This window comes from Serinicoccus shuyuelongi, assembly GCF_045032955.1.
Taxonomy (GTDB): Bacteria; Actinomycetota; Actinomycetes; order Actinomycetales; family Dermatophilaceae; genus Ornithinicoccus.
Genome location: NZ_JBJFZU010000006.1, coordinates 196,375 through 220,174, shown reverse-complemented (window position 1 = coordinate 220,174; position 23,800 = coordinate 196,375). Strand labels below are relative to the sequence as shown.

At 73.3% G+C, this 23,800-nt stretch carries 23 protein-coding genes; 17 read left to right on the top strand and 6 right to left on the bottom strand.

Annotated features, from left to right (window positions below; translation table 11 throughout):
* The first annotated feature begins 98 nt into the window (after positions 1-98).
* The 4 genes from smc (at position 99) to ftsY (ending at position 5,878) form a co-directional block, all read left to right on the top strand.
* On the top strand, positions 99-3,734 hold the full coding sequence (smc, locus tag ACI3EY_RS10170) for a chromosome segregation protein SMC (protein WP_405040335.1): 3,636 nt from the start codon (positions 99-101) through the stop codon (positions 3,732-3,734).
* Positions 3,731-4,243, top strand: coding sequence for a tetratricopeptide repeat protein (locus ACI3EY_RS10165; protein ID WP_405040334.1), 513 nt, complete (start codon positions 3,731-3,733; stop codon positions 4,241-4,243). The genes smc and ACI3EY_RS10165 overlap by 4 nt, the downstream gene beginning before the upstream one ends.
* A gap of 84 nt (positions 4,244-4,327) precedes the next feature.
* On the top strand, positions 4,328-4,621 hold the full coding sequence (locus ACI3EY_RS10160; protein WP_405037464.1) for a hypothetical protein: 294 nt from the start codon (positions 4,328-4,330) through the stop codon (positions 4,619-4,621).
* Between the two features lie 69 nt (positions 4,622-4,690).
* Positions 4,691-5,878 carry a signal recognition particle-docking protein FtsY gene (gene ftsY, locus ACI3EY_RS10155; RefSeq protein ID WP_405040333.1) on the top strand — a complete coding sequence of 396 codons (1,188 nt, stop codon included), beginning with the start codon at positions 4,691-4,693 and terminating at the stop codon, positions 5,876-5,878.
* A 175-nt stretch (positions 5,879-6,053) separates the two neighbouring features.
* Here ftsY and ACI3EY_RS10150 read toward each other — a convergent pair whose 3' ends face one another.
* Positions 6,054-6,989: an oxygenase MpaB family protein gene (locus tag ACI3EY_RS10150; RefSeq protein WP_405040332.1), complete on the bottom strand. Its 936-nt coding sequence runs from the start codon at positions 6,987-6,989 to the stop codon at positions 6,054-6,056.
* Between the two features lie 78 nt (positions 6,990-7,067).
* On the opposite strand from ACI3EY_RS10150, the gene ffh reads away from it, so the two are divergent.
* Both ffh and ACI3EY_RS10140 read left to right on the top strand, forming a co-directional pair.
* Positions 7,068-8,723: a signal recognition particle protein gene (gene ffh / locus ACI3EY_RS10145; protein ID WP_405040331.1), complete on the top strand. Its 1,656-nt coding sequence runs from the start codon at positions 7,068-7,070 to the stop codon at positions 8,721-8,723.
* A gap of 101 nt (positions 8,724-8,824) precedes the next feature.
* Positions 8,825-9,166 (top strand): histone-like nucleoid-structuring protein Lsr2, encoded by a 342-nt coding sequence (locus ACI3EY_RS10140; RefSeq protein ID WP_405040330.1) that lies wholly within the window; start codon positions 8,825-8,827, stop codon positions 9,164-9,166.
* Between the two features lie 49 nt (positions 9,167-9,215).
* Here the strand turns inward: ACI3EY_RS10140 and ACI3EY_RS10135 are convergent, their stop codons facing one another.
* Positions 9,216-10,190 carry a hypothetical protein gene (locus ACI3EY_RS10135; protein ID WP_405040329.1) on the bottom strand — a complete coding sequence of 325 codons (975 nt, stop codon included), beginning with the start codon at positions 10,188-10,190 and terminating at the stop codon, positions 9,216-9,218.
* A gap of 69 nt (positions 10,191-10,259) precedes the next feature.
* Here ACI3EY_RS10135 and ACI3EY_RS10130 point away from each other — a divergent pair, with 69 nt between their 5' ends.
* Complete coding sequence (locus ACI3EY_RS10130; RefSeq protein WP_405040328.1) at positions 10,260-11,432, top strand: M4 family metallopeptidase; 1,173 nt, start codon at positions 10,260-10,262, stop codon at positions 11,430-11,432.
* Positions 11,433-11,465: 33 nt separating this feature from the next.
* Here ACI3EY_RS10130 and ACI3EY_RS10125 read toward each other — a convergent pair whose 3' ends face one another.
* Positions 11,466-12,170, bottom strand: a complete 705-nt coding sequence (locus tag ACI3EY_RS10125) for an N-acetyltransferase (RefSeq protein ID WP_405040327.1) — start codon at positions 12,168-12,170, stop codon at positions 11,466-11,468.
* Positions 12,171-12,242: 72 nt separating this feature from the next.
* Between ACI3EY_RS10125 and ACI3EY_RS10120 the strand changes: the two genes are divergently transcribed.
* On the top strand, positions 12,243-13,340 hold the full coding sequence (locus ACI3EY_RS10120; protein WP_405040326.1) for an amidohydrolase family protein: 1,098 nt from the start codon (positions 12,243-12,245) through the stop codon (positions 13,338-13,340).
* 57 nt (positions 13,341-13,397) lie between these two features.
* Here the strand turns inward: ACI3EY_RS10120 and ACI3EY_RS10115 are convergent, their stop codons facing one another.
* Together ACI3EY_RS10115 and aceA are read right to left on the bottom strand one after the other, a co-directional pair.
* Positions 13,398-14,999 carry a hypothetical protein gene (locus tag ACI3EY_RS10115; protein WP_405040325.1) on the bottom strand — a complete coding sequence of 534 codons (1,602 nt, stop codon included), beginning with the start codon at positions 14,997-14,999 and terminating at the stop codon, positions 13,398-13,400.
* A gap of 49 nt (positions 15,000-15,048) precedes the next feature.
* Positions 15,049-16,362, bottom strand: a complete 1,314-nt coding sequence (gene aceA / locus ACI3EY_RS10110; RefSeq protein ID WP_405040324.1) for an isocitrate lyase — start codon at positions 16,360-16,362, stop codon at positions 15,049-15,051.
* A 117-nt stretch (positions 16,363-16,479) separates the two neighbouring features.
* Here aceA and ACI3EY_RS10105 point away from each other — a divergent pair, with 117 nt between their 5' ends.
* The 5 genes from ACI3EY_RS10105 (at position 16,480) to trmD (ending at position 20,290) form a co-directional block, all read left to right on the top strand.
* Positions 16,480-18,003 (top strand): helix-turn-helix domain-containing protein, encoded by a 1,524-nt coding sequence (locus ACI3EY_RS10105; protein WP_405040323.1) that lies wholly within the window; start codon positions 16,480-16,482, stop codon positions 18,001-18,003.
* Positions 18,004-18,136: 133 nt separating this feature from the next.
* On the top strand, positions 18,137-18,691 hold the full coding sequence (gene rpsP, locus ACI3EY_RS10100) for a 30S ribosomal protein S16 (RefSeq protein ID WP_405037476.1): 555 nt from the start codon (positions 18,137-18,139) through the stop codon (positions 18,689-18,691).
* 2 nt (positions 18,692-18,693) lie between these two features.
* The gene (locus ACI3EY_RS10095) at positions 18,694-18,936 is read left to right on the top strand and encodes an RNA-binding protein (RefSeq protein ID WP_405037477.1); all 243 of its coding nucleotides are present in this window, start codon (positions 18,694-18,696) and stop codon (positions 18,934-18,936) included.
* Positions 18,937-19,027: 91 nt separating this feature from the next.
* Positions 19,028-19,546, top strand: a complete 519-nt coding sequence (gene rimM / locus ACI3EY_RS10090) for a ribosome maturation factor RimM (RefSeq protein WP_405040322.1) — start codon at positions 19,028-19,030, stop codon at positions 19,544-19,546.
* A 3-nt stretch (positions 19,547-19,549) separates the two neighbouring features.
* The gene (trmD, locus tag ACI3EY_RS10085) at positions 19,550-20,290 is read left to right on the top strand and encodes a tRNA (guanosine(37)-N1)-methyltransferase TrmD (protein WP_405037479.1); all 741 of its coding nucleotides are present in this window, start codon (positions 19,550-19,552) and stop codon (positions 20,288-20,290) included.
* A 7-nt stretch (positions 20,291-20,297) separates the two neighbouring features.
* Here trmD and serB read toward each other — a convergent pair whose 3' ends face one another.
* The gene (serB, locus tag ACI3EY_RS10080) at positions 20,298-21,179 is read right to left on the bottom strand and encodes a phosphoserine phosphatase SerB (protein WP_405040321.1); all 882 of its coding nucleotides are present in this window, start codon (positions 21,177-21,179) and stop codon (positions 20,298-20,300) included.
* Between the two features lie 231 nt (positions 21,180-21,410).
* On the opposite strand from serB, the gene rplS reads away from it, so the two are divergent.
* The 4 genes from rplS to ACI3EY_RS10060 all read left to right on the top strand — a co-directional run bounded on the left by rplS (position 21,411) and on the right by ACI3EY_RS10060 (position 23,710).
* Positions 21,411-21,785, top strand: a complete 375-nt coding sequence (rplS, locus tag ACI3EY_RS10075) for a 50S ribosomal protein L19 (RefSeq protein ID WP_405037481.1) — start codon at positions 21,411-21,413, stop codon at positions 21,783-21,785.
* Between the two features lie 127 nt (positions 21,786-21,912).
* A complete protein-coding gene (lepB, locus tag ACI3EY_RS10070; RefSeq protein ID WP_405037482.1) occupies positions 21,913-22,665 on the top strand; it encodes a signal peptidase I in 753 nt (250 codons plus the stop codon).
* Positions 22,665-23,390, top strand: a complete 726-nt coding sequence (locus ACI3EY_RS10065) for a ribonuclease HII (protein WP_405037483.1) — start codon at positions 22,665-22,667, stop codon at positions 23,388-23,390. The genes lepB and ACI3EY_RS10065 overlap by 1 nt, the downstream gene beginning before the upstream one ends.
* Entirely contained in the window at positions 23,387-23,710 is a 324-nt protein-coding gene (locus ACI3EY_RS10060) for a DUF2469 domain-containing protein (RefSeq protein ID WP_405037484.1), read from the top strand. The genes ACI3EY_RS10065 and ACI3EY_RS10060 overlap by 4 nt, the downstream gene beginning before the upstream one ends.
* The last annotated feature ends 90 nt before the right edge of the window (positions 23,711-23,800 follow it).

Sequence of the window (23,800 nt, the reverse complement as noted above, 5' to 3'; positions counted from 1 at the left end):
GGCGGGCTGGCGTGTGGCTGCCGGGGCCGAGGACGGCGCCCGGGTATCTTGACCGGACAGCGCTGCCCAGCCAGTCAACGAGTCGCGAGGCCCCCGGCATGTACGTGAAGAGCCTGACCCTCAAGGGGTTCAAGTCGTTCGCCTCGGCGACGACGATGCGCCTCGAGCCGGGCATCACCTGCATCGTGGGGCCCAACGGGTCCGGCAAGTCCAACGTCGTCGACGCGCTGGCCTGGGTGATGGGGGAGCAGGGCGCCAAGAGCCTGCGCGGCGGCAAGATGGAGGACGTCATCTTCGCCGGCACCTCCGGCCGGCAGCCGCTGGGCCGGGCCGAGGTCTCGATGACGATCGACAACAGCGACGGGGCGCTGCCGATCGACTACAGCGAGGTGACGATCACCCGCACCATGTTCCGGACCGGCGGCAGCGAGTACGCCATCAACGGCACCTCGTGCCGGCTGCTGGACGTGCAGGAGCTGCTCTCGGACTCGGGCATCGGACGCGAGATGCACGTGATCGTCGGGCAGGGGCAGCTCGACGCGGTGCTCCGGGCGACCCCGGAGGAGCGGCGCGGCTTCATCGAGGAGGCGGCCGGCGTGCTGAAGCACCGTCGTCGCAAGGAGCGCGCGCTGCGCAAGCTGGAGTCGATGGAGGGCAACCTCACCCGGCTGGCCGACCTCACCACCGAGATCCGGCGCCAGCTGGGGCCGCTGGGCCGGCAGGCGGAGACCGCCCGGCGGGCGGCGACGATCCAGGCGGAGGTCCGCGACGCCCGCGCCCGCATCCTCGCCGACGACCTGGTGCAGCTGACCAGCGCACTGGAGCAGGAGCTGGCCGACGAGCGCGCCCTGGTCGCCCGACGCACCGCCGTCCAGGAGTCCGCGCGGGCGGCGGAGGGGGCGGTGGCCGAGCTGGAGCAGGAGCGGGCCGCTGCCGCGCCGCAGCTCACCGCGGTGCAGGACCGGTGGTATGCCGTCTCCTCGGTCCTCGAACGCGCGCGGGCGCTGGGGGACCTGGCCGCGGAGCGGGTGCGGCTGCTGGGGGCCGAGGAGGAGGAGCTCGCCGCGGAGGCCAGCGGTCGCTCCGGCTCCCGGGACCCCGAGCAGCTGCGTGAGCAGGCGGCCAGGGTGCGTGAGGAGGAGGCCGTCCTGCAGGCCCGGGTGGCCGAGCTGGCGGACGCCCTCGCCGAGGCGGAGCGGGCCAGGGCCGCCGCCGAGCAGGCGCACGCCGAGGAGCAGTCGCGGCTGCAGCGGCTTGCCCGCGCCGTCGCGGACCGTCGGGAGGGCCTGGCGCGGCTCGCCGGGCAGGTCGCGGCCCGCCGCTCCCGGGTGGAGGCCGGCGAGGGGGAGATCGCCCGGTTGCAGGAGGTCGCCGCGGCGGTGATCGCCCGTGCCGACTCCGCCGAGAAGGACTTCGCCGCGCTCGAGGGCACGGTGCTGGACGTGGAGCAGGGCGAGGAGGACCTGGACGCCGAGCACGAGCAGGCGCACGAACGGCAGGAGCAGGCGCAGCAGGAGGTGGACCGGCTCACCGAGGAGCTGCGCACCGCGCAGGCGGAGCAGGCCGCCCTGCAGGCACGGGTGGAGGCGTTGTCGATGAGCCTGCGCCGTACCGACGGGGCCAGTGCCCTGCTGGCCGCGGACGGGGTCCGCGGGGTGCGGGGGACCGTCACCGGCGAGCTGCAGGTGGACGGCGGGCGTGAGGCCGCCGTCGCGGCGGCGCTCGGCTGGGCGGGGGAGGCCCTGGTGGTGGACGGCCTGGGTCCGGCCCGCGAGGCGCTGCACTGGTTGCGGGAGCAGGACCAGGGCCAGGCCGGGCTGCTGGTGCCCGAGTCCGCGGTCGCCGTGGACCGGTCCGGGTGGCCCGCGCTGCCGGGGTATGCCGTGTGGGCCGCGGACGTCGTGCACGCCCGGGACGAGGCGTTGGGCCGGGCGGTGACCGGTCTGCTCACCCAGGTCGCCCTGGTGGACGATGCCGAGCAGGCGGCCGAGCTGGTGCGCGAGGTCCCCGGCCTGGCGGTGGTGACCGCGTACGGGGACGTCTACGGACCCGGCTGGGTGCGCGGCGGGTCGTCGGCGGCGCCGAGCCTGCTCGAGCTGCAGTCGGCGCTGGACGAGGCCCGGGCCGGTGTCGAGGACGCGACCGGGCGCGCCGAACGGGCCACCTTCGCCCTGGTCGCTGCCCGGGACGAGCTGTCCCGGGCCACCGAGGCGGCGGACGCGTCGTTGGACGCCCTGCACGACTCGGACGCGCGGATGACCGCGGTGGCCGAGCAGCTCGGTCAGCTGGGTCAGACCATGCGCACGGCCCGCGGTGAGCACGAGCGGGCCACCGCGGCGATCGGTGCCGCGCAGCAGAGCCTGGAGGCCACCCGCACCGAGCTCGCCGAGCTGGAGCAGCGTCTCGAGGACGCCGAGTCCACCGCCGGCCAGGAGGGCACCGAGGAGCCGGACACCGGTGAGCGGGAACGTCTCGCCGAGCAGGCGGCCCGCGCCCGCAGCACCGAGACCGAGGCCCGGTTGGCGCTGCGCACGCAGGAGGAGCGTGCGGGGGCGCTGGCGGGTCGGGCGGACGGCCTGGAGGCCGCGGCCCGCAATGAGCTGGCGGCCCGGCAGCGGGCGCAGGAGCGTCGCGCCCGTCGGGTGCGGGAGAGGGCCGTCGCGCGGGCCGTCGGCGCCGGCGCGAGCTACCTGGTGGAGCGCGCCGAGGTGGTGCTGGAGGGGGCGGGCCAGGAGCGGACGCGGGCGCTCGCGGACCAGGCGGAGCGAGACCGGGCGCTGGCCGGTGCCCGGCAGCGGGCGCGGGACCTGGCCGACGAGCTGCGGGACCTGACCGACTCCGTGCACGCCGACGAGATCGCCCGCGCCGAGCAGCGGATGCGGATCGAGGCGCTGCAGTCGCGGGCGGTCGAGGAGCTGGGCACGGACCCCGGCACGCTGATGGAGGAGTACGGCCCGCACCAGCCGATCCCGCACGTGCCCGGTCCCGAGGACGACCCGGAGGACCCGTCGACCTGGCCGGATCCGCAGCCCTTCGTCCGCGAGGTCCAGGACAAGCGGCTGCGCAGGGCAGAGCGCCAGCTGGGCCAGCTGGGGCGGGTCAACCCGCTCGCGCTGGAGGAGTTCGCGGCGCTGGAGGAGCGGCATACCTTCCTGACCGAGCAGGTCGAGGACCTGCGCCGGTCCAAGCAGGACCTGCTGGAGATCGTCAAGGAGGTCGACGACCGGGTCGAGCGGGCCTTCACCGAGGCCTTCCAGGACACGGCCGCGCAGTTCGAGCGGGTCTTCTCCCGGCTCTTCCCCGGGGGCGAGGGCCGCATCACGTTGACCGACCCGGACAACATGCTGACCACCGGCATCGAGGTGGAGGCGCGGCCCCCGGGCAAGAAGATCAAGCGGCTCTCGCTGCTCTCCGGTGGCGAGCGGTCGTTGACGGCGGTGGCCCTGCTGGTCGCCATCTTCAAAGCCCGCCCGAGCCCGTTCTACATCATGGACGAGGTCGAGGCCGCCCTGGACGACACCAACCTGGGCCGGCTGATCACCCTCTTCGAGGAGCTGCGGGACTCCAGCCAGCTCATCGTCATCACCCACCAGAAGCGCACCATGGAGATCGCGGACGCCCTCTACGGGGTGTCCATGCGCGGCGACGGGGTGACCACCGTGGTCAGCCAGCGGGTCCGTGACGTCGCCCCGGAGGCGTTCGTCGCACCGGACCCGGAACCGGCGCTGTCGTGACCGTCGTCTACGGCGGGGCGGAGTACCCGGCCTACGTCATCGACCCGGAGTCGCTGCGCGAGGAGCTGCTCGACGAGGAGGAGGCGCGCGAGTGGTGCGAGGAGACTCCTCAGGACCCGTACGCGGTCAGCTTCTGGCGGATGCTGGGGGAGCTCGACAGGGCGTTGGGGGCAGGACAGGAGCGGCTGTTCGAGCACGAGCCCGGCTCACGCGCCTGGGCGGGCGCCGCGGTGCGGCTCGCGCAGGTGCACCACTGGCGTGGGGAGTATGCCGACGCGCACGAGCTGCTGGACGCCGCCGCCACCGTCTTCGAGGGGGACGCGGCCCGCACCGCGCTCGTCCTGGCGCAGCGGGCCACGGTGCTGCTGGACCAGGGCCGACCGGCGGAGGCACGGACTCCGGCAGCCCGGGCGTTGGCCCTGCGCGAGGGGTCGGGGGACCCGGGGCTGGTGGCCTCCAGCCGTCAGGTGCTGGCCCGGATCGACCGCGACCTCCGTCCGTCTGCGTGATCCTCGTCACGTCTGGGCGTGGCCCAGGCGGACACGCCGGTCGAGGGTTCCGCTCCGGCGCCGGCTGGGCCGCACACTGGGGTCATGCTTGCACTTGTCCTGGCCATGCTGCTGTGCGTCGCCCTGGGCGCGGGGGTCGTGGGGTACGTCATGATCGAGGCGCGTCGTGAGGGTCGGGGGGACTTCTGGACACCCGAGGGCGAGGAGCTGATCGCGGGCGTGCGCCGCACCGGCGAGAGGGTCCGCAGCCGGGGTGAGCAGCGGTATGCCGACGCCCGGGAGGCATCCGCTCCCGTCTCCCGACGTGACGAGGACATGCGTGTCGACGACACGCGAGGCGAGGGCGACGACCGGGACGAGCTCCGCACCGCCAGCTGAGCACCACCCGGCGGTGCTCACCGCCGTTGACGGTCAGGGGTGCCGCGCGCTTCTGAGAGACTGTGCCGCGTGGGACCGATCAATGAGCTCTGGGAGATCCTGACCCTCGTCACCGCCGTCGTGCTCGGCGGGCTGGCGCTGATGGTGGCGTTGGTGCGGGGGCGAGGGGGGCGCAGCCCCGACCTTCCGCCCCGCGGGCCGGACGGCACCGACACCCTCACCGACCCGCGGTCGCGCCCCGACGCCGACGTCGACGACGACGACCCCGCGGGCGGCGTGCTCGTCGATGCCCCTGCGGAGCCCGGGTCGCCGACGCTGGAGCGCCCGGACTCGGCACGCGGCCGGCTGCAACGGCTGCGGGCCCGGCTGGCCAGGTCGAACAACGCCTTCGGCACGGTGCTGCTGGCGCTGCTGTCCCGTGACGGGCTGAGCGAGCAGGACTGGGAGGACGTCGAGGACACGCTGCTCGCCTCCGACCTGGGGGTCGAGGCGACCACCGAGCTGGTCGACGCGTTGCGCCGGCAGGTGCGGGTGGACGGCACCACCGACCCGGACCAGGTGCGCCAGTGGCTGCACGACGACCTGCTGCGCCTGGTGGACCCCACGATGGACCGCCGGATCATCGCCAGCCGCACCGAGGAGCACCCGGCCGTGATCCTGGTCGTCGGGGTCAACGGCACCGGGAAGACGACCACCGTCGGCAAGCTGGGGCGGGTGTTGGTCGCCGAGGACAAGGACGTGCTCTTCGGTGCTGCCGACACCTTCCGGGCGGCCGCCGCCGACCAGCTGCAGACCTGGGGCGAGCGGGTCGGGGTGCCCACCGTCCGTTCCGACGTCGAGGGCGCCGACCCTGCCTCGGTGGCCTTCGACGCCGCCCGGGCCGGGGTGGAGGCCGAGTGCGACGTGGTGCTGATCGACACCGCGGGCCGGCTGCACACGAAGCGTGGGCTGATGGACGAGCTGGGCAAGATCAAGAGGGTCGTGGAGAAGGTCGCCCCGGTCGGGGAGGTGCTGCTGGTGCTGGACGCCACCACCGGCCAGAACGGGATGCGGCAGGCCGAGGAGTTCGCCCGGGAGGTCGCCATCACCGGGATCGTGCTGACCAAGATGGACGGCACCGCCAAGGGCGGCATCGTGGTCAACGTGCAGCGCAAGCTCGGGGTCCCGGTCAAGCTGATCGGCCTCGGGGAGGGGCCGGACGACCTGGCTCCCTTCGACCCGGAGGCCTTCGTCGAGGCCATCGTCGGTGGACCCTGAGCCTGTGCACGACCGTCCGGGGACGGTAAGCCCCCCGGCGCCACGACGAGCAGATCCGCGCAGGATATGACGGGGGCGGATCAGGCTTTTCGCGGCATCGTGTGAGGGCCGGTGCTGGTGTGCCCCGTGAGGTTCCGACCGATCGGTGCGCCGACACCGCCGACACCGCCGACCCTCAGGCCACGCCACGCCGGTCGACGACGGCAGAGCTGTACGGCGCGTTCCTCGGGTCCTCCGGGCTGGACAGGGCCCACCCGACGGCCGCCGTGCCCAGCCGGCCCAGGGGGTCCGCGACGCCGCGCAGCGCCAGCGGCTCCAGGGCCCGTGTCCGCCCGGGCAGGTGCAGGCCGAGCAGGTCCCGGGCATACCCGGGGAGCAGCTGGACGGCGCCGGCGGCCAGCAGCCAGAAGCCCGGGCGGGCGAGCGCGGGCAGCGGGGGCTCGGCCAGCAGGAAGCGGGCCACGTCCCGGGCCCCCGGGGTCGACTCCAGCTCGGGCCGGTATGCCGCCAGCGACGCCTCGAGGTCGGCCGTGCTCCGGGGCGGGTCGTCCACCCCGAGCCGGGTGGCCGCCCAGGCCGCCTGGTCGACGTACGTATCCGCGTCGGCCGCGGTGAGCGGCGTCCTGGCGTAGTGCTGGTGGGCGCGCAGGAAGCTGTCGATCTCGGCGACGTGCACCCAGCGCAGCAGGTGCGGGTCGGTGGCCGCGTAGGGGCGGCCGTCGCGGGCGGTGCCGCGCACGGTGGTGTGCACGCGGTTGATCCGGTCGATGACCCGTTGCGCCGCGTCCATAGGGCCGTAGGTCGTCATCGCGATGAACTCGCTGGTGCGCTGCAACCGGCCCCACGGGTCGCCCCGGTAGCCCGAGTGCTCGCCGACCCCGGCCATCGCCAGCGGGTGCAGCGCCTGCAGCAGCAGGGCCCGGATGCCCCCGGCATACATCCCCGGATGGCCGTGCACCCGGCAGATCGGGTCGAGCGGGGCGAACCGTCGCGGACCGTCGGCCAGCCAGATCGCGTGCGCGCGTCGCTCGGCGTCCGCGCCGGCGACCCGGTCCCGCAGCGCGGTGGAGAGTCGGTGGCGGACGATCCGGGTCGGGGTGGGACGGGACACCCACCCAGTATGTCCAGGGCCGGGTGGCCCCGCGCGGCGGCTGGCGGGGGCGTGGCGCCCGGCACGTATCCTGGGTCGGTGTTCAACAGCCTCTCCGACCGCCTGACGCACACCTTCCGCAACCTCAAGCGCAAGGGCACCGTCACCGAGTCCGACCTCAACGCGACCGTCCGCGACATCCGGCTCGCGCTGCTGGACGCGGACGTCGCGCTGCCCGCCGTGAAGGAGTTCACCGGCAGGGTGCGCGAGCGGGGGCTCGGTGCGGAGGTCCACAAGGCGCTGAACCCGGCGCAGCAGATCGTCAAGATCGTCAACGAGGAGCTCGTCTCCATCCTGGGTGGGCAGACCCGCCGGCTGAACCTGGCGAAGAACCCGCCGACGGTGATCATGCTGGCCGGTCTGCAGGGCTCGGGAAAGACCACCTTCGCCGGCAAGCTCGGCAAGTGGCTCGCGGACCAGGGGCATACCCCGCTGCTGGTGGCCGCCGACCTGCAGCGGCCCAACGCGGTCACCCAGCTCGAGGTGGTCGGGCAGCGGGCCGGGGTGCGCGTGTTCGCCCCCGAGCGGGGCAACATCCACGGCCACGACGCGGCGCTGGACACCGGCGAGGGCACCCGGTCCTTCGGCGACCCGGTGGATGTCGCGGTGGACGGGGTCGAGCAGGCCCGCCGCAAGAACCACGACATCGTCATCATCGACACCGCCGGCCGGCTCGCGGTCGACGTGAACCTGATGCGGCAGGCGCACGACATCCGGATGGAGACGCAGGCCCACGAGGTGCTCTTCGTCATCGACTCGATGATCGGCCAGGCCGCGGTCGAGACCGCCAAGGCCTTCGCGGACGGCGTGGGTATCACCGGGTCGGTGCTCACGAAGCTGGACGGCGACGCCCGCGGTGGTGCCGCCCTGTCGGTCGCGACCGTCACCGGGCAGCCGATCCTCTTCGCCTCCACCGGCGAGGGCGTCAAGGACATCGAGCTCTTCCACCCGGACCGGATGGCCTCGCGGATCCTCGACATGGGCGACGTGCTGACCCTGATCGAGCAGGCCGAGCAGGCCTTCGACCAGGCGCAGGCCCGGGAGATGACCCGGAAGTTCATGTCGGAGGAGGACTTCACCTTCGACGACTTCCTGGACCAGATGTCCGCCATCAAGCGGATGGGCTCGCTCAAGCAGATGCTCGGCATGATGCCGGGGATGCAGGGGATGCGGGAGCAGCTGGACTCCCTGGACGAGAAGGAGTTCGACCGGGTCGAGGCGATGGTCCGCTCGATGACGAAGTTCGAGCGCAACAACCCCAAGCAGATCAACGGCTCCCGCCGCTCGCGGATCGCCCGCGGCTCCGGGGTCACGGTCAGCGAGGTGAACCAGCTGCTGGAACGCTTCGGTGACGCGCAGAAGATGATGCGCCAGCTCAAGAAGGGTGGCGGGATGCCGGGGATGCCCGGGATGCCCGGGATGCCGGGCATGGGCGGTCACGGGGGCGGCAAGAAGGGCAAGCAGCCGCAGCGCCGCAAGGGCAAGTCGGGCAACCCGGCCAAGCGCGCCCAGCAGGAGCAGGAGGCCGTCCAGAAGGAGCAGGCCGCCCGGGAGCGGTCGTTCGAGAGCGCGTTCGGTGGTGGCGCTGCCGGCGACGAGGGCGACGCCGGTGGTGCGGGGAACGACCTCTCCGGCCTGAAGCTCCCCTCCGGATTCGAGAAGTACCTGTCGAAGGGCGACGGCGACAAGGGGTAGCCGACCGCTCTCGCGACGCTCCGGGTGCCCCTACGTCAGCCCGCCGGTCACACCCTGTAGGTTTGCACCGTAAGAACGGCGAACCGCAGAGAGGCCAGGACGTGGCGCAGAAGGTAGTGACGCAGTACATCTCGGACATGTCCGGCACTGAGCTGGGCGAGGACGGGCGGACCGTGAGGTTCGGGTACCTCGGGGTGGACTACGAGATCGACCTCGCGCCGGCGGAGGCGGACGAGCTCGCCGCGGTCCTGGGCACCTACGTGCAGGCGGCCCGTCGGGTCGGTGGCCGCAAGCAGGCCGGCACGGCCGGGCGCGCGAGCCGGGACGACTTCGCGCAGGTCCGCGCCTGGGCCGATGAGCAGGGCTACCGGATCTCGGTGCGCGGACGGATCGCGCAGGAGGTCATCGACGCCTACGACGCCGCCCACCAGGGTGGCCGGTAGCAGGTCGCGGGTAGCGGCCAGGGCGGATGGCCGCCGAGGGTCGGCGTGCTCAGCCGGTGACCTCGCTCCAGGCGCACCGCAGGTTGCCACCGACGGTGTCGACCACCCCGACGAGCACCCAGCCCGGGAACGCCTCGCCGTAGACGGGCCACCCCTCGAGCGCGAAGACGCCGACGGACCCGTCACCGGTCACCGGCGCGGTCGCGGTGTCGGGAGCGGCATACAGCGGACCGTCGTGCGGGAAGCCGTCGAGCTCGACCGCGGTGGGGCAGAGGCCGCCGAAACCGCCCGCAGGGGCGACCTGGGCCGGCCACCACTCACCGGTGTTGCGGGCCTCGACGACCGCGACGGTGCGGGTCCGCTCGTCACTGCCCGCGCTGGCGCAGTCGAGCCCGTCCTCGCCGGGGCCGCGGCGCAGCTCGTGCACCTCGACGCCGCCCTGCACCGCGCTGACCGACTCGGTGACCGTGCCGCAGCGGGCCGTCCGGGCGACCGGCAGGCTCACCTGGTACGGGTCCTCGTCGGTGGCCACCCAGAGGTACCACTGGTCGTCCAGCCCGTTGCCGTCGGTGGCGGTCAGCTGCGCGGCCGCGTCCAGTAGACCGTCGTCGTTGAGATCGACGTGCAGCACCTCGCCCAGGGTGTAGGTGACCGTGTCGACCGTCGCCGTGCCGTCGCGCAGCGGCACCGGCACGGTCTCGGGGACGCTGGCGCCGGGCCGGAAGATCCAGTCGGCCTCGCCCAGGTCCACCTCCTCCAGGCCGGTGGCGGCGGGGGCATCGGTCGCCCGGGGTGTCGGCTCAGGGGACGGCTCGGTCGTCGGAGAGGTGGTGGCCGAGGTCACCGTCGCGTCTGCGGGTGCCGCGGTGGCGGCTGATGGGTAGGCGGTGGTCGCCTCGGTCACGGGCGCCGGGTCGGGCGCCGCCGGAGGGTCCGGCGTGGGCCCACCGCAGCCGCTCAGCACGCAGCACAGCGCGACGACCACCGTCGGCCGGTGCACGGGAGTCACGGGTCTCACCGCCATGACGAGACCCTAGTGGTCGTCGGGTCGGCTCCGCCAGCCCTTGTCGGAGCGGGGTGGCAGAGTCTGACCATGACGACCTCACAGCCTTGCACGATCATCCCGGGCTACCTGCTGCACCGGTTGGCCGAGGCCGAGCCGGAGCTGGCACCGGCGGTGGAGTTCACCCTGCAGGACGGGTCCCGGACCCGGAGCCGCCGGGAGATCGAGGCGACCCGCTGGCCGGGCGGTCACGCGCCCCTGCAGGGCGGCATCCTGCCGCCCACCATGCCGGTGCCGACCTCCACCCCCGCGCCACCGTCCGCGCCGGAGGAAGCACCCGGTCGCGCCGGAGCCCTCGCCTCCGCGGTCCCCGAGGAGGCGAGGCCGGAGCGTCGGGTGCACGACGCGCAGCACGGCACCACCCTGCCCGGCACGCTGGTTCGTGCCGAGGGCGACCCGGAGACCGACGACGTGGCCGTCACTGAGGCCTACGACGGGCTCGGCGCGACCTGGGACCTGCTGGCCCGGGTCTACGGCCGCGACTCCCTGGACGGTCAGGGGCTCACCCTGCCCGCCACCGTCCACTACTCGCGCGACTACGACAACGCCTTCTGGGACGGTCGGCAGATGGTGTTCGGCGACGGGGACGGGGTCTACTTCACCCGGTTCACCGCCAGCCTGGACGTCATCGCGCACGAGCTGGCGCACGGCCTGGTGCAGTACACCGCCGGGCTGACCTACGTCGGCCAGCCCGGGGCGCTCAACGAGTCCGTCTGCGACGTCATCGGGTCGCTGGTCCGGCAGCGCGTGCTGGGGCAGAGCGCGACGGAGGCCGACTGGTTGATCGGCTCGCAGCTCGTCACCGACCGGGTGCGGGGGGTGGCGCTGCGCTCCATGGCGGCCCCGGGTACCGCCTACGACGACCCGGCGCTCGGCACGGACCCGCAGCCGGGGCACATGGACGACTACGTCGACCTGCCGCACGACGCGGACAACGACAACGGTGGCGTGCACATCAACTCGGGGATCCCCAACCGGGCCTTTCACTTGTTCGCCACCGCCCTCGGCGGCAGCTCCTGGGAGCGTGCCGGTCAGGTGTGGTTCGACACCCTGGCCACCCGGGGTCTGATCCCCCGCGACGCGGACTTCCTCACCTTCGCCTCGGCCACCCTCACCACCGCCCGGGACCGGTATGCCGAGGACCCGGAGGTGGTCGAGGCGCTGCTGGGTGCCTGGTCGGGGGTGGGGCTCGAGGTGGACTGAGCACGAGCGTGAGCGGGGCTGAGCCGGCGGGCCTCAGCTCCGGACCGGCAGCCCACGACGTCGGGGTTTCCACAGTTGTTCGCTGCCTACCGGCACGAACCCGTGGGCCAGGAAGAAGCGCAGCGACCTGGCGTTGCCGGGAGTGACCGAGGCGACCACCACCTCGCCTGCGGGCAGCAGACCCAGGGCCCCTTCCAGGAGACGGGCCGCGTCACCGTGCTCGGCCTGCAGCCCGACCTCGGGCAGCCCCCCGATCCCGCGGGACAGGGTCACCAACGACCTCGACCCCTGCTCCGCCAGTCCGTACACCCTGACCTCGTCGCGCCACTCGCCGGCGTGGGCGGCCCGGTCGGTGCCGGCCAGGTCGTCGCGGGGCACCAGCGGTCCACCCCGTCCGGTGCCCCGGCCGAGCAGCAGCGCGTCCAGGACGCCCACCGGGCCCTCACCGGCCAGACCCAGCGTCACCCGTGGGTCGTGCGCACCACCCAGGCCGTGCACCCCCAGCGCGGCGAGCTCACCGTCGGTGACGTCCTCGCCGACGACGAGCACGGCATGCCCGGTGAAGGCCACTGCCGCCTCGACACCGGCCCGCCACGGGGCGGACCGGGAGAAGCCGCCGTCGGCCGCCGGGAAGGTCCCCTGCGCCGCGTCCCGGAGCAGCCGGCCGAGGTCGACCCGAGGCACCCGCAACCGGGCGGAGCGGGGCGACGGCGGGGCCGCTGGGGTGTGGTCGGGCACGGTCGCCGAGTCTACGAGGCACCCGCGGTTACCCTGGCCGGACGGCATACCCGCAACGGAGGCGAGGGGCAGATGAGCGCGCTGCACATCACGGGACGGATCATCACCGGTCCGGACGAGGAGCTCGAGGACGTCTGGGTGGTGGACGGCCGGGTGAGCCTGAGCCCGCCGACGACCGGGGACGTCGAGACCGTCCACGGGTATGCCCTGCCGGGCCTGGTGGACGCCCACTGCCACGTGGGTCTGGAGGCGCACGGGGCGGTCGACGACGCGCGCGCCGAGGAGCACGCGTTGGCCGAACGGGACGCCGGTGCCCTGCTGCTGCGGGACGCCGGCAGCCCGGCGGACACCCGCTGGGTCCAGGAGCGGGACGACCTCCCGCGGCTCATCCGCGCCGGCAGGCACATCGCCCGGACCCGGCGCTACATCCGCGACTTCGCCTGGGAGATCGAGCCCGAGGACCTCGTCGCCTACGTGCGTCAGGAGGCCCGCAACGGTGACGGCTGGGTCAAGCTGGTGGGGGACTGGATCGACCGGGAGGCCGGTGACCTCGGCACCTGCTGGCCGGTGGACGTGCTGACCGAGGCCATCGCCGCCGCGCACGAGGAGGGGGCCAGGGTCACCGCGCACTGCTTCGCCGAGCAGTCCCTCGTCGACTTCGCCGCCGCCGGCACCGACTGCATCGAGCACGCCACCGGGCTGGTCGACGAGACCATCGACACCTTCGCCGCCCAGGGGATCGCGATCGTGCCGACCCTGGTCAACATCGACAACTTCCCGATGTTCGCCGACGCCGGGCGCGGCAAGTTCCCGACCTACGCCGACCACATGATGGACCTCTACTCCCGCCGCTACGAGACGGTGGCCAAGGCGCACGAGGCCGGGGTGGCCGTCTATGTGGGGACCGATGCCGGGGGTCAGCTGCCGCACGGCCTGGTGGCCCAGGAGGTGCACGCCCTGACCAAGGTCGGGATGAGTCCGGTGCAGGCGATCGGTGCCGCCACCTGGGGGGCCAGGGCCTGGCTGGGCCGTCCCGGCATCGCCGAGGGGGAGTCGGCCGACCTGGTGGTCTACCGCGACGACCCCCGGGAGGACGTGCGCACCCTGGCCGACCCCTACCGGGTCGTCCTGCGCGGGGTGTCCCACGCGCACTCCGGCGCCCGCCCCTGATCCCAACCGCCCACCGCGGTGGCGACAGGTAGCCAGGGCCACCCGAAGCCACCGCGGTCAGGCAGCGTCGGAGGAGCCGGCGTCGGAAGCCTCACCCTCGGCCCGCGCCGCGTCCACCCGGAGCAGCACCGCGTAGGCCTGCTGGGACAGGAAGGCAGGCGGTTCCTCGGCCACCACCGACCCGCGCAGCAGGTCGACGGCATGCCCGAGCAGGTCCTCCCGGGCTCCGCGGCGACGCAGCAGCGCCACCTCGTCCTCGAGCATCCGGTCCAGCAGGAGCTCGGACATGGTCGGCCCCTCCGCGAGGCGCTGGCCGTGGCTGAGCCACTGCCACAGCTGCATCCGGGCCAGCTCGACGGTGCCGAAGTCCTCCACGTGCCCGGCGAGGGTGGCGGTGCCCTCGCCGGCCAGCCATCCCGTCAGGTAGGTCAGCGAGGACCGCATCGCGGTGCGTACCCCGGTCAGGGTGGCGCCACCGGGGATGGTGCTGACGTCGCGCAGCGCCTGCGCGTCCACGGTCCCCTCACCGGGGTCCGTCCCCGGCCCGCCCGCGACCTCCCGGGCGGTGGCGGCCAAGCGGTCGCGCTCCTCGAAGGGCGCCCGGGCCACCGGCACCAGCGCCGGGTGCAGGACCCACGCCCCGTGGAAGCCCTGCTTCGCCTCGCGTGCCTTGTCCCGGTGCACCCGGGCGTGCGTCATCGCGACCGAGTCGTCGAAGGGGCCACCGGCGGCCAGCGCGATCGGGCCCCCGATCGCCTGCACCCCGCGGCGGTGGCAGGCACGCACGATGAGGTCGCTGTAGGTCCGCAGGAAGCGCGTGTTCATGGTGAACGCGTCCCGGTCGGGCAGCACGTGGTCGGGCCGGGTCCCGTAGGTCCGCAGGTGCGAGAAGATGTAGTCCCATCGGCCGGCCGCCAGGCCGGTCACCCGGTGCCGCAGCGCGTGCAGGATCTCGTCCAGCTGGTATGCCGCCTGCACCGTCTCCACCAGCACGCTCACCCGCACGCACCCCGCGGGCAGCCCGAGCGCCGTCTCGCAACGGGTCACCAGGTCGTCCCACCAGAGCGCCTCGGCAGCCGTCTCCAGCTTGGGCAGGTAGAGGTAGGGACCGGTCCCGGCCTCCAGCAGCACCGTGGCGCACCCGGCCAGGAAGGTGAAGGTGTCCACCACCGAGGCGCTCGCCGGCTGTCCGTCCACCTCCAGATGGGCCTCGTCCAGGTGCAGGCCGCGAGGGCGCACCATCAACGTCGGCACGCCCGGCTCGGGGTCGCCGGTGCGGGTGGCCGCCACCTGCGCGATCACCCGTTGCCCCGCGAGCAGATGGTGCGGCGTCGGCACCAGCATGTCCTCCAGGTCAGCGACCCAGACGTCCGCGCCCGAGGCCAGGGCACCCTTCGCGTGCTCGGCCGTCGGCGGGGTGGCGAGCTCGACCAGGCGGTGGGTCAGGTCGGCCGGGGGAGGGTCGACCTGCCAGCCGAGGTCGGCCCTGAGCGCGGCCGAGGCTGGCTCCTGGGTCAGCTCGACCCCGGCCCGGACCGCCCTCGACTGCTCCTTGCGGTCCGCCAGCAGCTCCCGGCGGCGCGGCCGCAGCGTCCGTTCCAGCTCGACCAGGCGCTGGCTGAGCGCCTCGTCGAGCAGCGCTGCGGGGTAGGTGTCCATGACGACCTCCTGGGGTGGGTGGGGTGGTGGGTGATGCCCACCGACGGGGTCAGTGGAACTGCTGGGACTCGGTGGACCCCGACAGTGCGGTGGTCGACGAGTGCGGGTTGACCGCCGTGCTGACCGCGTCGAAGTAGCCGGTGCCGACCTCGGCCTGGTGGCGCACGGCGGTGTAGCCGGACCCGGCCGCCGCGAACTCGGCCTCCTGCAGGTCGACGTAGGCCGACATACCGTGCCGGGCGTAGCCGTGCGCCAGCTGGAACATCGAGTGGTTGAGCGCATGGAACCCGGCCAGGGTGATGAACTGGAAGGCGTAGCCCAGCTCGCCCAGCCGGTCCTGGAACCGGGCGATCTCGTCGTCGGACAGGGCTGCCCGCCAGTTGAACGACGGCGAGCAGTTGTAGGCCAGCAGCTGGTCCGGGAAGTCTTTGTGCAGCTCGGTCGCGAACTCCCGTGCCAGACCCAGGTCCGGGGTGCCGGTCTCGACCCAGATGAGGTCGGCGTGCGGGGCGTACGCCCTCGCCCGCGCCAGCACCGGCTCGATCCCGTTCCGGACCCGGTAGAAACCCTCCGCGGTCCGCTGCCCGGTGATGAACTCCTGGTCCACGGCGTCGACGTCGCTGGTCAGCAGGTCCGCGGCGAGGGCGTCGGTGCGGGCGATGACCACCGAGGGCACGTCCAGCACGTCCGCCGCCAGGCGCGCCGCGCCCAGGGTCCGCACGTGCTGGGAGGTGGGCACCAGCACCTTGCCGCCCAGGTGCCCGCACTTCTTCTCGGAGGCCAGCTGGTCCTCCCAGTGCACCCCGGCGGCACCGGCGGCAATCATCGACTTCATCAGCTCGAAGACGTTCAACGGCCCGCCGAAGCCGGCCTCGGCGTCAGCCACGACCGGCACCAGCCAGTCGGTGCCGGTGTCACCGTCCATCCAGGCGATCTGGTCGGCCCGCAGCAGGGCGTTGTTGATCCGCCGCACCACGGCCGGGACCGAGTTCGCCGGGTAGAGGCTCTGGTCGGGGTAGGTCTGTCCCGCCAGGTTGCCGTCCGCGGCCACCTGCCAGCCGGACAGGTAGATCGCCTCCAGGCCGCCCTTGACCATCTGGACCGCCTGGTTGCCGGTCAACGCACCGAGGGCCCGGGTGTAGGGGCGGGTGTGCAGCGCATCCCAGAGACGTTCGGCACCGCGCCGCGCCAGGGTGTGCTCCTCGACGACGGAGCCGCGCAGCCGGACCACGTCCTGCGCGGTGTACGTCCGGTGCACGTCCCGCCAGCGGGGGTCACCGGCCCACTGCTGCTCGAGCTCGAGCGCCTGCTGGGCGGCGGGTGCGCCGGTGGTGGGCGGCTGCGTCCGTGCGGTGGTGGTCATCGTCGACCCCTTTCGGGTGGTGGAGAGAAGCGTCCTGCCACCACTGTGGGGCGCCGGACCCGACCTGTGGACCCGGTGGGCAGTCAAGAAACTCCGAAGTTTCGCTATCGTGGAGGTATGCCGTTCTCCCACCCCCGGGTCCTGCCGTTCCGCCCCGCCGCGCGTCTGGAGGGCGGTGAGCACGGCTCCTCGGCGGCCGGCGGTAGCGACCCGGTGAGTGTCGGGCGACGGGTCCGCCACCACCGTCGTCGCCAGGGGCTGACGCTGGCCGACCTCGCCACGAAGGTGTCGCTGTCCGGGTCGGCGCTGTCGCTGATCGAGAACGGGCGACGTGAGGCACGGGTCTCGGTGCTCGGCGAGATCGCGCGAGCCCTGGGGGTGGAGCCCGCGGAGCTGCTCTCCGGCGGGCCGCCCACCCGCCGGTCCTCCCTCGAGGTGCGCTGGGAGCACGCCCAGCGGGCGCCTGGCTTCGAGACCCTCGGCATCCCCGCGGTGCGGGTGGGGGCGGGCCTGCCGGACGACGCGCTGGAGGCCCTGGTGGGGCTCTACGAGACCGTGGTCGGGCTGCAGCAGCAGCGGGCCGCCACCCCCGAGTTCGCTCGGCTCGCCAACGCCGAGCTGCGGGCGCTGATGCGCGAGGCGGACAACTACTTCCCGGAGATCGAGGCCCGTGCCGCCGAGCTGGTGCGCGCGGTCGGGCATACCCGTGGGCCGGTGACCCGCGAGGCGGTGCACCGGATCGCGCGGCACGTGGGCTTCGAGATCCGCACCGTCCCGGACGTGCCGACCTCCACCCGCACGGTCACCGACCTGTCGAACCGGCGGGTCTACCTGCCCTCCCGGGGAGGTCACGACCCGCGGGCCGCAGCGCTGCAGGCCCTGGGCCACGTGGTGCTGGGGCACCGGCCACCGCGTGACTACGCCGAGTTCCTGGCGCAACGGGTCGAGATCAACTACTTCGCCGCGGCCGTGCTGGTCCCCGAGAGCAGCGTGGTGCCGGAGCTCCAGCGTGCCCGGCAGGAGCGCGACATCGCCGTCGAGGACCTGCGGGACGCCTACGGCGTCTCCTACGAGACGGCGGCGCACCGGTTCTGCAACCTGGCCACCGAGCACCTCGGGCTGCGGGTGCACTTCATGCGGACCAGCCGGGACGGGGTCATCTACAAGGCCTACGAGAACGACGGCGTGCGCTTCCCGATGGATGCCTCCGGTGCCATCGAGGGCGCCAGGGTATGCCGGTCGTGGACCGCCCGGGTCGTCTTCGGGCGACCGGTGGGCGAGGTCTACCACCAGTACACCGACACCGGGCGGGGGACCTACTGGTGCACGGCGGTCGCCGAGCCGACCTCGGCCGGCCCCTTCTCGGTGAGCGTGGGCGTCCCCTTCGACCAGGTGCGCTGGATGCGCGGGAGGGACACCCGGGAGCGGCGGGTCTCGGGCTGCCCCGACCCTGGGTGCTGCACCCGGCCCCCGGCGGAGCTGGCCCGGGCCTGGGACGGGCAGGTGTGGCCGAGCGCACGGGCCCACTCGCACCTGCTCGCGGTGATGCCGCCCGGGGTCTTCCCCGGCGTCGACGACACCGAGGTGCTGCGTTTCGTCGCCGGTCACGCGACCTCGGCCGACGACCATGTGGCACAATGAAGGCGTACTCATCTGTGCCCGGCCCCTCTCACCGTGCCCGGATGTGTCCGTTCGCGCCCTCGTCGGCTGCGCGTGTTTCCCCACGCGGACGTCGAGGACGCTCACCAAGACAGAATGAGGAGACACCGCACACGTGGCTGTCAAGATTCGCCTGAAGCGCATGGGCAAGATCCGTGCACCGTACTACCGTGTCGTCGTCATGGACTCGCGCGTCAAGCGCGACGGCCGTGCGATCGAGGAGATCGGCAAGTACCACCCGACCGAGGAGCCCTCGCTCATCGACATCGACTCCGAGCGGGCGCAGTACTGGCTCGGGGTGGGTGCGCAGCCGACCGAGCAGGTCGCCGCGCTCCTGAAGATCACCGGTGACTGGCAGAAGCACAAGGGCGAGCCGGGTGCCGAGGGCACCCTGAAGGTCCGCGAGCCCAAGGCCGACAAGAGGTCGCTCTACGAGGCAGCGCTCAGCGCCGCCGGTGACGACGACACCTCGGGCGCCACCACCTCGCGCAAGAAGAAGGCCGACAAGGCCGAGCCGAAGGCGCAGGAGAACGAGGCCCCCGCCAAGGAGAGCGCTTCGTCCAAGGAGAGCGCCCCGGCCGAGGAGAGCACCCCGGAGGCCCCGGCCACCGAGGACACCGCCGCGGAGCCGACCGCCGAGGCCACCACCGAGAAGACCGACGAGGCCTGATCGTGCTCGAGGAAGCCCTGGAGCACCTGGTCAAGGGCATCGTCGACCACGACGGCGACGTCGCCGTCCGCACGAAGAACGTGCGCAACGGTGACATCCTCGAGGTCCGGGTGCACCCGGACGACCTGGGGCGCGTCATCGGCCGACGGGGCCGTACCGCCAGTGCCCTGCGCACGGTGATGGGCGCCCTGGCCGGCGGCGGATCCGTCCGCGTCGACATCGTCGACACCGACCGGGTGCGCTGAACCGGCCCGATCTCGACGCACCACCGGCCCGCCCGGGCAGCACGCCCGGGCGGGCCTGCGTGCATCCCGGCCCGTCTCCTGAGAGGGACCCATGAACGACAGCTTCATCGCCGCCCGCATCGGCCGACCCCACGGACTGCGGGGGGAGGTCACCGTGCAGGTGCACACCGACGACCCGGACACCCGCTTCGTGCCGGGTGCCACGTTCCCCACCGACCCGCAGGACCGCGGTCCGCTGCAGTTGCGCAGTGTGCGGGTGCACCAGGGCACCTACCTGCTCGGTTTCGAGGGCCACCCGGACCGCTCCGCGGCGGAGGCCCTGCGCGGCACCCGTCTGCTCGTCGACGACGACGGGGAGAGCGAGAGTGACGGCGAGGACGGCTGGCGCGAGGAGGACCTGATCGGCTTCCGGGTCGAGCTCACGGACGGCCGGCACGTCGGGGAGGTCAGCGCTCTGCACCTGCGCGACGTCCAGGACCTGCTCGAGGTCGGCACCGACCGGGGCACGGTGCTGGTGCCCTTCGTCGAGGACCTGGTGCCGGAGGTCGACGAGGACCGGCGGCTGGTCGTGCTGGACCCGCCCCCCGGGCTGCTGGAGCTGGGGGAGTAGCCGATGGCCCTGCGCGTGGACGTCATCACGATCTTCCCGGACTACCTCGCCCCGTTGCAGCTGTCGCTGCTCGGCCGCGCCCAGCGGGAAGGGCTGCTGGAGGTGCACGTCCACGACCTGCGGGACTGGACGCACGACCGGCACCGCACCGTGGACGACACCCCGTACGGGGGAGGGGCGGGGATGGTGATGCGCCCCGAGCCCTGGGGGGAGGCGTTGGACGAGGTATGCGCGTCGCTGCCCGGGCGGACCCCGCACGTGGTGGTCCCCGGGCCGGGCGGTGACGTCTTCACCCAACGGACCGCCGGCACGATGGCGCTCGAGCTGGACTGGGTGGTCTTCGTCTGCGGCCGCTACGAGGGCATCGACGAGCGCGTCTACCTGGAGTTCGCCCGCCGCTACCCGCTCTCGGTGCTGAGCCTGGGCGACTACGTGCTCAACGGCGGCGAGGTCGCGGTGCTGGCGATGACCGAGGCGATCGCCCGGTTGCTGCCCGGGATGGTGGGCAACGAGGCCTCGCTGGAGGAGGAGTCGCACACCGGCGGGCTGCTGGAGTACCCGGTGTACACCAAGCCGGCGAGCTGGCGCGGGCACGAGGTCCCGCCGGTCCTGCTCTCCGGGCACCACGGGCAGATCGCCGACTGGCGGCACCAGCAGCGCCTGGAGCGGACCGCCGCCCGGCGCCCGGACCTGATGCAGCGCTACCGGGAGGACGAGGACCACGGGGACGTGGGCCGCTCCTGACCTCTGGTCAGGACGGGCGCACGATCTGCGCGTCGGCATACCCCTGCAGGTAGAGCAGCGCGGTGAGGTCGCCGTGCTGCACGCGGACGTCGACGGCGCGCGCCACCGACGGCTTGGCGTGCAGGGCCACCCCGGTGCCGGCCAGCCGCAACATCGGCACGTCGTTCGCCCCGTCGCCGACCGCCAGCACGTCGCCCGGTGTCAGCCCGGCCCGGGCGCTGATCTCCCGCAGCGCCGCGACCTTGGCCTCCCGGCCGACGACCGGGGGCACCACCTGCCCGGTGAGCCTGCCGTCGTGCACCTCCAGGGTGTTGGCCCGGTGCTCGTCGAAGCCGAGCCGGCCGGCGAGCACCTCGGTGAAGACGGTGAACCCGCCGGAGACGAGGGCGGCATACCCGCCGTGCGCCCGGGTGGTGGCGACCAGTGCCGGACCACCCGGGGTCAGGGTGATGCGCTCGCGCAGCACGGTGTCCACGACGTGGATGGGCAGGTCGCGCAGCAGAGCGACCCGCTCCCTCAGCGCCGCCTCGAAGTCCAGCGCCCCGTCCATGGCGCGGGCCGTGATGGCGGCGACCAGGTCGCCGACCCCGGCGTACGCGGCCAGCTCGTCGATGCACTCCTGCTCGATCATCGTGGAGTCCATGTCGGCGAGCAAGACCGGTCGTCGGCGCTCGCCGTCGGGTTGCAGGACCAGGTCGACGCCGCGACGCTGCCAGTCGTCGCGCAGCTGCTCGTCGAGCCCGGTCCCCGGCTCGACGTCCACCTCGACGGCGGCCCCCGGGCTGAGCCAGCGCGGGGGTCCCGCGCCCCGGCCCCGGCCCGCCTCCTCGACGTCCGCCAGGGTCAGCGTGGGACGGGTGGGGTCGGTCAGCAGGGTCAGCACGGGCACCCCGCGATGGTATGCGGCGTCGGACTTGGACCGGCGGGGCACCTCTGGCAGACTGGTCCCTTGCGTCCCGGCGCCGTGCCGACAGGACCCGTGCCCCTGCCACAGGGGGAGTCGTGCGGGTGGTGCCCGCGCCGGGGACGTGCCACCGACGATCGTGCCCGAGCGCAGTCCGCTGCGTCGGCACCGAACCGCCGCGGGTGACCTGTGGCGCCCACGAGCAGGAGACACCTCATGCACAAGCTTGCCGATCTCGACGCACCCAACCTGCGCACCGACATCCCGGAGTTCCGCGCCGGTGACACCATCAGCGTCCACGTCAAGGTCATCGAGGGCAACCGCTCCCGTGTCCAGGTCTTCAAGGGCATCGTCATCCGTCGCCACGGAGGCGGCATCGGTGAGACCTACACCGTCCGCAAGGTCTCCTTCGGCGTGGGCGTCGAGCGCACCTTCCCGCTGCACTCCCCGAACGTCGAGAAGATCGAGCTCGACAGCCGCGGCATCGTGCGGCGCGCCAAGCTGTACTACCTGCGCGACCTGCGCGGCAAGGCCGCCAAGATCCGCGAGCGTCGGGACAACGTGCCGGCCAAGGGCGCCAAGAACAGCTGAGCCCCCGGCATACCCGCACCTCACGATCCCCCGCACGGCCCCGGCCGGCGGGGGATCGTCCTGTCCTCCCAGCCCGCGGGGTTAGGGTCGGGCAGGCCACTCTTCTCGAACCCTAGGACGGCAGCCGGTGAGCGATCCCACCCCCGAGACCCAGGCGGGTGACGGGACCGACCTCGGCGAGCGCCGGAGCCGACAGCCGGAGGAACGTCGCGGCGGGATCCTCGCGGCGGTGCGGGAGATCGCCGTCATCGCGGCGACGGCGCTGCTGATCTCCTTCCTGGTCAAGACCTTCGTGGCGCAGGCCTTCTGGATCCCCTCCGGCAGCATGGAGGAGACCCTGGTCTACGGCGACCGGGTGATGGTCAGCAAGGTGCAGGCCGGCCCGCTCGCCGTGGACCGTGGCGACATCGTCGTCTTCGAGGACCCGGGCGGCTGGCTCCCGCCGGTGCAGCAGGTCGACCGGGGACCGCTGGTCAACGGGCTCGTCCGGGGGCTGGAGTTCGTGGGCGTGGCACCCTCCTCCCAGGGTGGGCACCTGATCAAGCGGGTCATCGGGCTCCCCGGCGACACGGTTGCCTGCTGCGACGACGACGGTGCGCTGACGGTCAACGGGGTCCCGCTGGAGGAGACCTACCTCTACCCGGGCGACGAGCCGAGCTCGGTGGACTTCGAGGTCACCGTGCCCCAGGACCACATGTGGGTGATGGGGGACCACCGCTCCAACTCCCGCGACTCCCGGGCCAACGACGACGGCACCGGGGCCGCCGGGTCGGTGCCGCTGGACAACGTCGTCGGCCAGGCCTTCGTGCTGCTCTTCCCGTTCGAGAACTTCGACTGGTTCACCGTGCCGGACACCTTCGAGGAGGTCCCGGAGCCCTGATGACCGCCACCACCTCACGACGCACCCCGTCCCGGCGCCCCAGCCTGCGGGTGGAGCGCACCCTGCAGCGGGAGGGGTATGCCGTGCTGGTCGGGATGGACGAGGTCGGCCGGGGGGCGCTCGCCGGCCCGGTCAGCGTCGGGGTGGTGGCGATCGACCCGGGGTGCCGCAGCGCACCGCAAGGCGTCAAGGACTCCAAGCTCCTGGCCCCGGCGGCGCGGGAGGCGATGGTGCCGCGGATCCGGCGCTGGGCCCTCGGGCACGGGGTGGGGCACGCCTGGCCCGAGGAGATCGACGCCGTCGGGATCATGGCCGCGCTGCGGCTCGCGGGGGAGCGGGCCCTGGCGCAGCTGGAGCCGAGGCCCGACCTGGTGCTGCTGGACGGCAACCACGACTGGCTCACCGACCCCGGCCGGGTGGGCCTGTTCGGGATGCTGGACGCCTCGCCGCCGCCCCCGGTCCGCACCATGGTCAAGGCGGACCTGCGCTGCTCGTCGGTGGCCGCGGCCTCGGTGCTGGCCAAGGTGGAGCGTGACACCCTGATGGTGCAGGCCGCCGAGCAGGAGGAGTACCGCGCCTTCCTGTGGGAGCAGAACAAGGGCTATGCCGCCCCGGAGCACCTGGAGGCGCTGACCCGGCTGGGGCCGAGCACCTGGCACCGGCGCAGCTGGAACATCACCCGGGCCGCGGGGCCTGAAGCCACGACGAGAGGAGCACCCGAGTGAGTGCCGAGGACCTGGAGAAGTACGAGATGGACGCCGAGCTGGCGCTCTACCGTGAGTACCGGGACGTGGTGGGGCTGTTCTCGCACGTGGTGGAGACCGAGCGTCGCTTCTACCTGGCCAACGAGGTGGACGTGCAGGTGCGCAGCGACGGCGGCGAGACCTGGTTCGAGGTGACGATGAGCGACGCCTGGGTCTGGGACGTGTACCGCCCGGCCCGCTTCATCAAGCAGGCCCGGGTGATCACCTTCAAGGACGTGAACGTCGAGGAGCTGGCCAAGTCGGACCTGAAGATCCCCGAGGACGGTCCGTTCGGCGGCTGACACCGAGGGTGTGGCCGATCGTCCACATCCTCTGCGCGGGGCCCGGGCGTCGTCCACATCCGGGCCAGGCCCTTGTCCCCGTGGTGCCCG

Coding starts and splice junctions, on each gene's coding strand:
- ACI3EY_RS10120 (WP_405040326.1), top strand. CDS start 12,243: ATGAGCGCGCTGCACATCACGGGACGGATCATCACCGGTCCGGACGAG.
- ACI3EY_RS10105 (WP_405040323.1), top strand. CDS start 16,480: ATGCCGTTCTCCCACCCCCGGGTCCTGCCGTTCCGCCCCGCCGCGCGT.
- smc (WP_405040335.1), top strand. CDS start 99: ATGTACGTGAAGAGCCTGACCCTCAAGGGGTTCAAGTCGTTCGCCTCG.
- ACI3EY_RS10130 (WP_405040328.1), top strand. CDS start 10,260: ATGACGACCTCACAGCCTTGCACGATCATCCCGGGCTACCTGCTGCAC.
- rplS (WP_405037481.1), top strand. CDS start 21,411: ATGCACAAGCTTGCCGATCTCGACGCACCCAACCTGCGCACCGACATC.
- trmD (WP_405037479.1), top strand. CDS start 19,550: ATGGCCCTGCGCGTGGACGTCATCACGATCTTCCCGGACTACCTCGCC.
- ACI3EY_RS10160 (WP_405037464.1), top strand. CDS start 4,328: ATGCTTGCACTTGTCCTGGCCATGCTGCTGTGCGTCGCCCTGGGCGCG.
- aceA (WP_405040324.1), bottom strand. CDS start 16,362: ATGACCACCACCGCACGGACGCAGCCGCCCACCACCGGCGCACCCGCC.
- ACI3EY_RS10065 (WP_405037483.1), top strand. CDS start 22,665: ATGACCGCCACCACCTCACGACGCACCCCGTCCCGGCGCCCCAGCCTG.
- ACI3EY_RS10115 (WP_405040325.1), bottom strand. CDS start 14,999: ATGGACACCTACCCCGCAGCGCTGCTCGACGAGGCGCTCAGCCAGCGC.
- rimM (WP_405040322.1), top strand. CDS start 19,028: ATGAACGACAGCTTCATCGCCGCCCGCATCGGCCGACCCCACGGACTG.
- ACI3EY_RS10135 (WP_405040329.1), bottom strand. CDS start 10,190: ATGGCGGTGAGACCCGTGACTCCCGTGCACCGGCCGACGGTGGTCGTC.